This window comes from Phocaeicola coprocola DSM 17136, from assembly GCF_000154845.1.
GTDB lineage: Bacteria > Bacteroidota > Bacteroidia > Bacteroidales > Bacteroidaceae > Phocaeicola > Phocaeicola coprocola.
Genome location: NZ_DS981450.1, coordinates 41762 through 54879, shown reverse-complemented (window position 1 = coordinate 54879; position 13118 = coordinate 41762). Strand labels below are relative to the sequence as shown.

General features: G+C 38.3%; 7 protein-coding genes. 3 read left to right on the top strand and 4 right to left on the bottom strand.

All coding sequences use genetic code 11. The features are described 5' to 3' along the window. The first annotated feature begins 73 nt into the window (after positions 1-73). Positions 74-769, top strand: coding sequence for a 5'-methylthioadenosine/adenosylhomocysteine nucleosidase (locus tag BACCOP_RS02985; RefSeq protein ID WP_040311757.1), 696 nt, complete (start codon positions 74-76; stop codon positions 767-769). Positions 770-786: 17 nt separating this feature from the next. Beyond that, complete coding sequence (locus BACCOP_RS02980; RefSeq protein WP_007566136.1) at positions 787-1266, top strand: S-ribosylhomocysteine lyase; 480 nt, start codon at positions 787-789, stop codon at positions 1264-1266. A 121-nt stretch (positions 1267-1387) separates the two neighbouring features. On the opposite strand, the gene BACCOP_RS02975 is transcribed toward BACCOP_RS02980, so the two are convergent. From BACCOP_RS02975 to rpsO, 4 genes are all read right to left on the bottom strand, one after another. Next, complete coding sequence (locus BACCOP_RS02975) at positions 1388-3022, bottom strand: DUF5123 domain-containing protein (RefSeq protein ID WP_040311753.1); 1635 nt, start codon at positions 3020-3022, stop codon at positions 1388-1390. A 26-nt stretch (positions 3023-3048) separates the two neighbouring features. After that, positions 3049-5118 (bottom strand): RagB/SusD family nutrient uptake outer membrane protein, encoded by a 2070-nt coding sequence (locus BACCOP_RS02970; RefSeq protein WP_022125782.1) that lies wholly within the window; start codon positions 5116-5118, stop codon positions 3049-3051. 13 nt (positions 5119-5131) lie between these two features. Further along, positions 5132-8362 carry a SusC/RagA family TonB-linked outer membrane protein gene (locus tag BACCOP_RS02965; RefSeq protein ID WP_007566130.1) on the bottom strand — a complete coding sequence of 1077 codons (3231 nt, stop codon included), beginning with the start codon at positions 8360-8362 and terminating at the stop codon, positions 5132-5134. A 406-nt stretch (positions 8363-8768) separates the two neighbouring features. Then, positions 8769-9038: a 30S ribosomal protein S15 gene (gene rpsO, locus BACCOP_RS02960; RefSeq protein WP_007566128.1), complete on the bottom strand. Its 270-nt coding sequence runs from the start codon at positions 9036-9038 to the stop codon at positions 8769-8771. 239 nt (positions 9039-9277) lie between these two features. On the opposite strand from rpsO, the gene BACCOP_RS02955 reads away from it, so the two are divergent. Continuing rightward, on the top strand, positions 9278-13021 hold the full coding sequence (locus BACCOP_RS02955) for a family 78 glycoside hydrolase catalytic domain (protein ID WP_227994768.1): 3744 nt from the start codon (positions 9278-9280) through the stop codon (positions 13019-13021). The last annotated feature ends 97 nt before the right edge of the window (positions 13022-13118 follow it).

Sequence of the window (13118 nt, the reverse complement as noted above, 5' to 3'; positions counted from 1 at the left end):
TTTTCAGGCAGCAAAGATAACACAATAGTCCATGAAAAATAGTAACTTTGCCATCGAAAATCATAAAAATAATATGAAAATAGGAATCATAACCGCCATGTCTTCAGAGCAGAAGCAACTGGCAAACCAACTGAGAGACAAGACAGAATGTACCAAAGGTCCCTTTAACTACATTGAAGGAACAATCAAGAACAATACAATCATACTGATGCAATGCGGTATCGGTAAAGTAAATGCTGCCGCCGGAGCAGTAGAGCTTATCCGCAATTTTGAACCTGACTGCATTATCAGCACAGGAGTAGCCGGAGGCATTGATTCTTGCCTTAAAGTCATGGATGTAGTAGCAAGCCGACAGATTGTGTATCACGATGTATGGTGTGGCGAAGGAAATGCTTACGGACAAATTCAAGGACTTCCGACTTTTTTCGACGGTAATGAAACACTTTACGACTGTGCTCTGTCGCTTGATACAGAAACAGCCATCCACGGTGGACTAATCTGTAGCGGTGATAAGTTCATTACAGATCGCAGTGAACTGGAAACAATCAAGGGAAACTTCCCCGAAGGTCTTGCAGTAGACATGGAATCTGCTGCGATTGCCCAAGTTTGCTACCTGTACAAAGTACCTTTCATCAGCTTCCGCATTATCAGTGACACTCCGGGAGCAGACAAACATTTCGAACAGTACCAGAACTTCTGGGGCGAAATGGCCGACCGTTCATTCCATGTTACTGAAACATTCTTAAAGGCTTTGCCAAACAAATTATAATAAAAGACAAGAAGATTATGAAGAAAATCCCAAGTTTTACTGTCGATCATATCCGTCTGTTACGCGGTATTTATGTATCACGCAAAGATACGGTAGGAAACGAAATCGTAACAACATTCGATATCCGTATGAAGGAGCCGAACCGTGAGCCTTGCCTCAGTCCATCGGCCATCCACACCATGGAACATCTGGCTGCAACTTTCCTGCGCAATCATCCTGTATGGGCCGACAAAATTATCTACTGGGGCCCGATGGGTTGCCTTACTGGCAACTATCTGGTTGTAAAAGGTGATCTTGAATCGAAAGATATCCTTCCATTGATGCAGGAAACCTTCCGCTTCATTGCCGGTTATGAAGGTGATGTACCCGGAGCCAGCGCTAAAGATTGTGGCAACTATCTGATGATGAATCTTCCGATGGCCCGCTGGGAAGCTGCAAAATATCTTCACGAAGTATTAGAGAATATTACCGAAGCACAACTTCAGTATCCGGAATAAAATAGATAATAAAAAAAGAAACTCCCTTATATTTGATCATTAATGATAATATACAATCAAATATAAGGGAGTTTTTAGTTACCTAATTTAAGAAGAAACTCAAATTAGGTAACTAGAAGGTTTAATTAGCCCACCAGCGCGGATCTCCAGCAACACCTTCACCGTCAAATTTCAGTTCTGGTTTAAAACGGAAATCACCATTGGTAGGATCGATAAACAGATCATCGCTTGTGTATTCCAAACTAATGGCATCATTAAATTCTCTACTATCAATTACCATATCAGATGTCACATAACAACCAGCATAACTTAGCCAACCGGAATAATCACTATTACCTGAATTAACTTTACTTCCTCCATTAGGACCAGAGAAAATACAATTAGTGATAGTAATCATCTTAGGTTGCTTTTCTAAACGGAACATCTTAGGAATACCTGTTTCATTATTATAAAAGGTACAGTTAGAGAACTCAAATTCAGATAAAGCTACACGCAGGTCAATAATCTGATTGCCGATTTCCCATAATGTACAGTCTGTTATAGAAATGGAACTTAACGTTCCAGCTTTCCCTATATTCAATAAACCATATCCACTTAAGCCAATATTCTTTAATATACAATTATCAATATTTATACTTTCAGCCATTGCGTCATTAGAATTCATTCGAATAATGCTACGAGGAACTTCACGAACTGTACATCCAGTAAAACTGATATTCGTAAAGCAATTACCATTACCTATTTCGACAAGGAATTGTGATCCTCCATTACTTAATACATCCATATACTGAACATAGAAGTTACCCATTGGAGCAGAGAAAGTAAACTTACTCATTTCCAAAACAGGATTTATTCCATTCACAATATTACCTGATAAATAAATATTCTTGATTCCTTCAGGAATAATTATTTCATCAGCCTTGTAAACCAACCCTCCCTCAAAAGCAAGAGTCACATCTACAGGTGCTTCAACTGTACCAGCAACGTTAGCTAAAACTATATTAATATCATCTTGAGGAGTGACATTAATCAAGGTTGAAGTAGATGAGCCTAAAGTTCGGAAAGTATACGTGCCTCGTAAGATTCCATCATTTAATATTTGAGCAATATAATTAGTTCCAATTTGCAAATCAGAGATAACTAATTGCCCATTCTGTAATTCGGTATCTGTCAATTGATGATCTTCAATCCAAAGAGTATCCGTATCAAGTTCAGGTTCATCATTTTGTATTAATTGGCCATACTTAATATTTGTTGCTTCCTTTTCAATATCCCACTGCAATGTAGCACTAGTAATTCCTGGAACAACCTTAGTAAAGATTTGCTCAGCAGGTGTATCAAAGCAAAGAGCTGTCCATCCAGACTCTTTACCAGTAAGATCATCCACACCTTTCACTCTAATTGAATAACGGCTAGTACCATGAAGATCTTCAAATAATAAACGATATTCGGTAGCTGTTACTGTACTTTCCTCTTTATAAGCGGTCAGTGTATCAACTAATGCCGTTTCAGTACGTACAATATTATTAAAAAGAAGGCTGTCTCCCTCACTAAATTCAAATACATATTTGGTAGCATCTATAACCCCTGTAAAACTAACAATTACAGATGTAGGCCTTTCCTCCACTATATCAAAATGAATAGGACGATACATATTATCATAATTCGGGTCATATCCCCAGTTATTAGGGTCTTCACAAGAAACAATCAAAAGATTGAGCAGGCCCAATAAAATCAATAACCTATTTAGTTTCATAATTCTCAATTTTAATAAAACAAGTATCAATATCCATACGAATTGGACAAACATCCATTCGATTTATAAACATCTTCATAATAAATAGGATAAAGATGGCGATAATTACATTTGCCATTTCCCATCTGACTTATATTCTTTAAAATATAATCTTGAATCTGTGCTCCCCATTGTAGTTCTTGTAACAATCCAGTATAATCATAGGATGCACGTAATCCAGATGCACAAGCACACACTTTAGCTGAGTTCTGAATTAAAGTTTTTGCTGCACTCTCATCTTTGCGTTCCCAATAGTTTCCGGGGAACCAGCGTATTTCTCGATAAATCTTAGGATTCGGATTGGCATTTCGATTCATATAGAAATTAACAGAAGACCAGTCAATAAGCTCACCATTTAAATTGCTTCCTTCATAAGTATAATATAATACTTGCGGAAAATCACTTGGGTTATAAGTTTTATCAAAAATCTGCACGGTCTTTGTACCATCCATCATATATAGCATAGCCTTCTTCATATCTTCGATTTTACTATCCAATAATCCCCAACGTACTAAATCTAATTTACGGATACCTTCACCTCCAAATTCCCAAGCACGTTCATTAACTATGGCTTCAAAGAAATCTGAATCATATGATGAAACTTGTGGAGAATCAGCTCCAAATGCACGTTGACGTACAGCTTCCAAAGCCTGACGAGGACTGATTCCGGCTACTGAATTTATCATATCGGCACTACCATTCAATGCATAACCAGCTTCCGCAAACATTAACAGCACATCAGAATAGCGCATAATAATCCAATTTATACCGGTCGGAGTTCGACTAGTTGCAGTAGCTGCAATACTGCGGTAAGTGTCAGAAGTCCACCAAAAACTCCATTTACCTAAACGCACATTCATTATATCATTATTCATTATTTCACGGTTGCCACCATCCACATCCGAATCTTTTTTATAAGTAGGCCAATAACATGCATAGTCACGACGCTTATCAGCTCTATCGAATGAATAGAAATAATAAGCATTCGTACTTACATAAGTACCACCGAATCCACGTTGTCCATAACCTATATTTCCATCCATGGCACGTCCCATCAGTGTTCCTATATCCCCACTATATCCAACACCATTAGCAACTTCAAATAAATTCTCGTTATATGCATTATAACCTAACCCACAAACTGTTTTCCATATATCTCCATAATCGGGGTCCAATGCATGAGGATTCTCTGGATCTGCAATCAACTCTGCACACTGCTGCTCAGCAATTTCATAATAATCACGCCAGTTTTTAGGACGTCCTACATAAAAACCGTTTGTTTCTTCCATCCCAGGATTACCTTCAATGTTAGGATAATGTTCTACATTCGTATCATCAAAAGCATTTCCATCACGTACAGACCAACCACCTGCAAACAAAGCAATACGTGCCAATAAACCTTTTGCAAAACCTTTAGTTACACGTTCACTATTATAATCTGAAGTTCCCATCCAAGGCAAATAGTTTATCGCTTCTTTCATTTCTTTTATTATACAAGAATAGATACTGTCACGATCAGTCTTTCCCATATACACATTCGAAAGATCAGAATTAGACATACCTTCTTTATAAGGAACATCTCCATAGCGACGTACCAATTCAAAATAAGCTAATGAACGCAGCACCAAGGCCTCACCTAAATATCCCTGTAAAGTCTTAGATTCAGATAACTTAGTAGATTTACGTAAACCATCAACTGTAGTACTTGCTAATTCTGCCATTTTAAAAATACCTTCCCATTTTGTATTTTCCAAATACCAATTACACCAATAATTAGCAATACCATTATCTGCCCCTGCAGTAGAAGGATCTTTTTGATAGCCACTAGCCAATTCTATATCAGAGACACCTTGCCAATTGACAGACATTTTTTGTCCGTACACATAACTATCACACAGTTGAGAATAAATACCCATTATAGCTGACCGTGTCATACCCTCATTCTCATAAATAACCTCTCCTGTCTGTTCCGACAAAGATTCTGTATCTAGGAAATCACTACATGAAGCCATACACAGACATCCAAATAGTAATATTATTGATTTATATTTTTTCATTATTCTATTTTATTTAAAATGTTACATTTACTCCTACTATATAAGAACGTGATTTGGGATAAGCTGAATAATCAAATCCCATAACCATCTTATTAGAACTTGTATTCACTTCCGGATCTTGTCCACTGTATCCTGTAATACACAACAAATTACTACCTGTAGCATACAATCGTAAATTACGTACTCCAAACTTTCGAGTTAAATTTTGAGGAAGCGTATAACCAAGTGTTAATGTTCCTAGACGTAAGAAAGAACCATCTTCTATTGCCCAATCTGTCATAATCGAGTTATTCATCAAAGGATGCCAGATTGTAGCATTTGCATTAAGTTCTTGTAAACGAACAGGATCTGCATGTGCACCATAATAGATATTATATCCAGTTTCCGGATCAATTGTAGCAAAACGATTTGCCAGACTCATTTCCGAACTCATATTTTGATAACGTTTTGAACCAACAAACGAGGTGTAATCTATTTTATTAGCATTGAACACATCATTTCCATAAGACCAGTTAAATAAAGCAGTGAGGTCAAATCCCTTCCATCCTGCTGAAATACCAAAACCTCCAGTATGTTTAGGTAATGCATGACCTATTACCTGACGATCGTTATCTGCATCAAGATGCCCATCTCCATTTAAGTCTTTTAATTTCAAATGACCTGGACCAAAATACTGACCACTATTAGTCAACAGTTCTTCTGTCACATCGGGCACTCCTTCTTTTAAAACCCAACGCTGAGTTGTTTCGTCAAAATTAAAATCATCAAAAGTATACATACCGTCACAAACATAGCCATACATCAAACCAACTTCCTGTCCAACAAATACACGATAATTATCACTACCAACTTCTACTTTATCACCTTTAATAATCATTTCAGTATCCTCTGAGCCATAAAGCGCATCTACTCTATTTTTATTGAAAGCTATATTAAAATTAAAATCTAAAAAGAAATCTTTCTTATTTATTAAATTGGCATTCAATGAAAGTTCGACACCACGGTTTGTAGTCTGTCCTAAATTCTGATATTGAGTTCGATAACCAGAAACAGAAGGCAGCTGTATCTCCATAATCAAATCCTTTGTTACATCATTATAAAAATCGAAAGTAACATTTAATCTATTCCAAAAAGTCATATCCAATCCAAGATTGGTAGAATACTTTGACTCCCAGGTTAAATTTTCGTTACGCAAACGAGTTGATGGCTGCAAGCTGCTTTGTCCTATTTCATTCTGATAATAAAGATTCTTTGTATTAGTTACAGGGCTATAAGTCTGACGCCAATAAGATCCTACACGAGCATTACCAGACTTACCATAACTAGCACGCAATTTTAAGTTATTAAACCAGTTCCGAACAGAATCCATAAACTTCTCGTCACTAATTCGCCATGCTAACGAACCAGCAGGAAAAATTCCCCATTTATTACCTGGAGCAAAAACATTTGTACCATCCGAACGTAATGTAAAAGTCAAATAATAGCGGTCATTAAAAATGTAATTTAAACGTCCAAAATAAGACATGCTACGACTAGGTTCCTCAATAGTAGTATAAGTCGGTTCAGAAGTACCGTTATTCCACATTGCTAGAATATTATCTACTGTATAATCTGCAGGATAATAATCTGCATTTATTTCCATTTCATCACGTTGAGAATGTTTAGCTTCCCAACCTGCCATAATACCAAATCTATGTTTCTTCTGAATATCAAATTTATAATTCAATATAGTACGTAATGCCCAGTTATTTCCATTCCAATACTGACGTCGAGCAACAGGCTGTCCTGCCTTACTATTAGCTTCACCTGTATTTGCTAACCAAATATTATCCGTACGATCATAAGAATAACCATATGTACCTTCTGCACGCCACTCCAAACCTTTGATAATATTCCAAATTAAAGCTACATTATAGTTATTGTTAAACTTAGTCTGTTTTTTATACTCATTTGTAATATTAAACATCGGATCATTCAAGTTACTAATATTTTCTATCAGTATTTCATCATCACCAGCCAAATCCTCATCCGAGAGGTCTGTCAATGTTCCGATATTAGGATATTTAATCGCATCACGAAGTTTTGAGCCGCTAGATACACTTGGGCCATCAACCACTCTATTGGTCATTTTTGCATTAAAGTCTAAGCGTAATTTATCTCCAAACTTTTTAGTCAACTTTAAATTCAAATTATCACGTTTAAAATTAGAAACAGACATTATATAGCTTTCATCATCATGCGTATAGCTTAGACTATAGATCAAATCTTTACTACCTCCACTGATATTCAAATTGTAATTCTGCTTAATACCTGTATTTCCGAATAACATATCCTGCCAATTCGTTCCAACACGAGCCTTATAATTATTAATATCCTCCCAACGACCAAATTTGTCAAAGAAACCTGCATTATCAGAAGAATCCAATTCACGCTGTAAATACACATATTCATAAGGAGAAAGCACTTCCGTCTGATTATACATCCGGCTAAAGCCAACCGAAGCGTTAAACGAAACTTCTGTACGTCCAGTACGTCCACTCTTAGTTGTTACCAAAATAACTCCATTAGCACCTTTCGCACCATAAATTGCCGTAGAGGAAGCATCCTTTAATACATCAATACTTTCAATATCTGTAGGTGGTATATCATCAATACCACTAACTTCAAATCCATCTACTATAAAGAGCGGCTCATTACTTTGAGTAATAGAACCACCACCACGTACACGAATACTGACAGAAGCATCAGGAGAACCTTCGGAGGTAATTACGCTAACACCAGCCAAACGACCTGTAAGTGCACTTGAAGCAGAAGTCACAGGAATATTCTTCAATGTATTTTCACCTACAGAAGATATAGCTCCCGTCAAATCACGTTTACGAGCATTACCATAACCAACGGAAACAACCACTACCTCATCAAGTAACTGAGATTCATCCTCCATCTTAACCTTCAAAAGTTTACCAGGCTGAGATACAACTTCTTGAGGTTTCATTCCAATATAGGTAATAACAAGTACCTTTTTCTTCTCAGAAACCGTAATAGAAAACTTTCCATCCAGATCCGTAACTACACCATTTGTTTTATTGCCCTTTTCAATGACAGTAGCACCAATAATAGGTTCACCGTTTGAGTCTGTTACGATTCCTTCCACAGTAATACGCTGGGCTAGAGCCTCTATCGGTATCATAAAACATAACACCCATAAAAAAAATAGCCAGCTTCTTTTCACTTCCTTTTTCATGATATATTATTTTAGTTCAACAAAATCAATTGGATAAAACCACTATAACAAATTGATATAATATAAATATGGAAAATATTTCTCCTCAATAATTGAGATATATTAAAATCAATAAGCTATAAGATTTTAAGTTCTTTTCGTTTTTGCAAACAAATTTAAGCTACCACATTTTTTATAAAGTGAACTATTTATTCTTTTTTGTATACAATTTGGGATATAAAAATGTAATTCTATAGGAATCAATGAGTTTAAATAATTCAACAAATTTACAAGAAGGTTAGCAAGGTAAAAATTGGTTCATCAATAAAAGCTCGGTTAATTTTTTCTTTAACAACAAAACACAAATCGAGCCGTCCTTCTTTCGAAGAGGCGGCTCGATTTGTGTTTTGTTGCAGCAAGTAATGAATTACTTACGCAGACCGAGTTCCTTAACAATAGCACGGTATCTTTCGATATCGCGGTTCTTCAAGTAAGTCAGCAAAGAACGACGCTTACCTACCAGTGTTGTCAGAGCTCTTTCAGTGCTATAATCTTTTCTGTTGAGCTTCATGTGCTCAGTCAGGTGAGAAATACGGTATGAAAACAATGCAATCTGTGCTTCAGGTGAGCCAGTATCAGTGTTAGACTTTCCGTACTTTTCAAAGATTTCTTGTTTTTTAGCTGCGTCTAAATACATAATTTTGACTATTTTTTAATATACTAAATTGATTTGCGGGTGCAAAGATAGTGATAATCTTCCGTTATACAACATTTTTCTTCTTTTTTATACACAAAAAATGAAAGAAACATGCAGATTTTCATTATATTTAAAGCTTTGAAAATACAAACAATCCAAAAACACAATAAAACCGTATTATGAAAACTACTTATTTCATCAAGACACTGCTGCTCACTTGCTGTCTTATTCCGGCTATCATGCTTGCCGAAAATGTATCAGTCACCCAATTAAAGACAGAACAGCTTAGCAATCCGATGGGAATTGATACTGCCAGTCCACGCCTAGGATGGCAACTGGAATCGGACAAACAAAATGTGATGCAAACAGCCTATCATATTCTGGTAGCTTCTTCGCCCGAGCTCCTGGCACAAGACAAAGGCGACATATGGGATTCTGGAAAAGTTCAGTCATCCAGTTCTCAGTGGATTCAGTATGCAGGAAAACCATTAAAGAGCAATGATTTATGCTACTGGAAAGTAAAGAGTTACACTACTGTAGGAGAAAGTGAATGGAGCCAGCCTGCAACATGGAGCATCGGATTATTAGGAGAAGTAAAATGGAAAGGCCGGTGGATAGGACTGGATAAAGTCTTCCCATGGGAAAAAGAAACAGCCCACAGCCGCCTCAGCGCACGCTATTTACGCAAAGAGTTTTCCATCAGTAAACCGATAAAGAGAGCTACTGTATTTATTTGCGGACTCGGACTCTACGAACTATTTATCAATGGTCAGCATATAGGCAACCAAGTCTTGACACCTGCACCCACTGACTATCGGAAAACGGTGTTATATAATACATTCGATGTTACTTCCCTGCTGACAACCAATAACGCCATAGGAGTTACATTAGGCAATGGACGTTATTACACCATGCAACAAAAATACAAATCATATAAGATTGTCAATTTCGGTTATCCCAAACTACGCCTCAACCTGCTTATAGAATATACTGATGACAGCAAAGAAACAATTGCAACTGATACCAGCTGGCGCATTACAGCCAATGGTCCCATACGCAGCAATAACGAATATGATGGAGAAATTTACGATGCACGCTATGAATTAGGCGACTGGACAAAACCCGGTTACGATGACAGTCAGTGGCTCGAAGCCGAACGAGTAGGTATGCCGGGAGGTACTCTCCGCTCTCAAATGACTTCCCCAATGACTATCGTACAAACAATTAAGCCCATCAAAATCTCTCCTCTAGGAGATAAATACATACTCGATTTAGGACAAAACATCGCCGGATGGATTCGTATGAAAATAAAGGGAAATACGGGCGATACAATCCGACTGCGTTTTTCTGAAACGCTCTCCGCTAACGGCGAACTGTACCGGGATAATTTCCGACATGCGGAATCTACCGACTTTTATATATGTAACGGAAAAGAGAATGGGGCGACATGGGCTCCACGATTTGTTTATCACGGATTCCGTTTTGTAGAAATCAGTGGATATAAAAATGCTAAACTGTCTGATTTCACGGGAGAAGTTGTCAGTGATAACCTGGAACCAATCGGAACATTCGAATGTTCTGATACCACATTAAACCGCATTCACCAAAATGCATGGTGGGGAATACTTGATAATTATAAAGGTATGCCAGTAGACTGTCCGCAGCGTGACGAACGTCAACCTTGGCTCGGCGACCGCACAATGGGCTGCTGGGGAGAAAGCTTTTTATTCGATAACAGCACATTATATAGTAAATGGACACGCGACATCTGTGAGGCCCAACGCGAAGATGGCTGCATTCCCGATGTGGCCCCAGCCTTCTGGATGTACTACAGCGACAATGTTACATGGCCGGCAGCTTTACCTTTTGCCTGCGACATGCTGTATACACAGTTTGGAAATCGTGAACCCATAGAACGCTGTTATCCTTACATTCGCAAGTGGATGTTACATCTTCATAAAGAATATCTAAAAGACGGATTAATTACCAAAGACAGATACGGTGACTGGTGTGTTCCACCAGAATCTCTGGAACTGATTCACAGCAAAGATTCTGCACGTATAACCGACGGAACCCTGATATCTACAGCATATTACATTAAGCTTCTTGATATGATGAGCCGTTTTGCATCCCTCCAGAATCTTGAAGAGGATAGAAACCAATGGCAAGCATGGGCCAAAGAAATGAAAGATGCTTTCAATAAAAAATATCTGCACATCGAACGCGGGACTTCACAAAAACCCGGTAACCCACTCTATCCGGATAGCATCCGCTACAGTAATAATACTGTCACAGCCAATCTGTTGCCTTTGGCATTCGATATTGTACCAGAAGATTGCCAGAAAGATGTTACAGGCCAAATCATAGCCAATACCATTCTCCGAAACGGAGGTCATATAGGTTGCGGAGTCATTGGAGTACAATGGCTCTTGCGTGAACTCTCCCGAAGAGGTTTTTCCGATGTAGCATTCTTACTTGCATCAAACAAAACCTACCCTTCCTGGGGATATATGGCTCAGCAAGGAGCTACTACGATATGGGAATTATGGAATGGCAATACCGCTAACCCAGCAATGAATAGCGGAAATCATGTTATGCTGCTGGGCGACTTACTGCCATGGTGTTATGAAAACGCAGCTGGGATACGTAGTGACCGTGAAAAGACAGGATTTAAACACATTATATTAAAACCTGATTTCAGCATCCAGAACTTATTCTGGGTAAACGCCTCTTATCGTTCATTGTATGGCAAAATAGAAAGCCGGTGGAAAAAGACACTGACTCATGTAGAGTGGGACATCACCATCCCCTGCAATACCACAGCAGAAGTCCATTTCCCTGATGGCAGCATACAGCAAATAGGATCGGGAAAATATCATTATGCAGTAGAAATACCAGCTATTCATCCCGCTGTTATTCAAAATGAATTTCTATATGAAAAGGCTCCTTTCCCCGAATGTCATGCCTCTACGATTGTAGAACTCGACAATGGCGATTTGGTAACTGCTTTCTTCGGTGGCACAAAAGAACGCAATCCCGATGTATGTATCTGGGTATGCCGTAAATCTCATGACAGCAATACATGGACTGCACCGATAAAAGCAGCCGACGGTGTGTTCGATTTAGACGATCCTGATGCAACCATAGCCGGTGTAACCGCCGACATAAAAGATCATCGTAAAGCTTGTTGGAACCCAGTCCTGTTTCAAGTTCCGGGAGGCGACCTGCTACTTTTCTTCAAAATAGGATTAAACGTTCCCGACTGGACGGGCTGGTTGGTACGTTCAAAGGATGGAGGAAAAACCTGGAGCAAACGTGAACCGCTTCCCAAAGGCTTTTTAGGTCCCATTAAAAATAAACCTGAATTCATAAACGGAAGAATCATTTGTCCGTCAAGCACGGAAGGAAATGCCGGCTGGCGCATACATATGGAATATTCTGACGACATGGGAAAGACATGGAAAACAACAGGTCCGATAGATGCAGAACAAGAGTTTCTCAGCCAGCATCAAGGTATCGGAGCTGATGATTCCTTGAAACGTCCCATACAAGTTATCCAGCCCAGTATACTCAAGCATAAGGATGGAACGCTACAAGTAATCTGCCGTACACGAAACTCCCATCTGGCAACCTCATGGAGCAAAGATAATGGAACAACCTGGAGCAAAGTGACCCTGATCGACGAACTTCCCAACAATAACTCCGGAACCGATGCTGTTACATTGAAAGATGGAAGACATGTATTAGTCTACAATAACTCCAAGCCACAGCTTCGTGCAAAAAAAGCAGTGCGTACTCCACTCAACCTTGCTTTATCCGAGGATGGTATCCACTGGAAACCTGTACTTACTTTGGAAGATTCTCCGATACGTGAATACTCCTATCCTGCAATCATACAAGGAAAAGATGGAAAACTACATATCACCTTTACCTGGCGCAGAGAACTTATAAAATATATGAAAATAGACTTAGACAAACTCTAAAGACACAGTTTATTACGCTCATATCAGAATAAATAAAAACTTCTGTATCTTTACGTTTTTGCGTTCAATAAAAAAGTAGTAAATTTGCAACCAAATT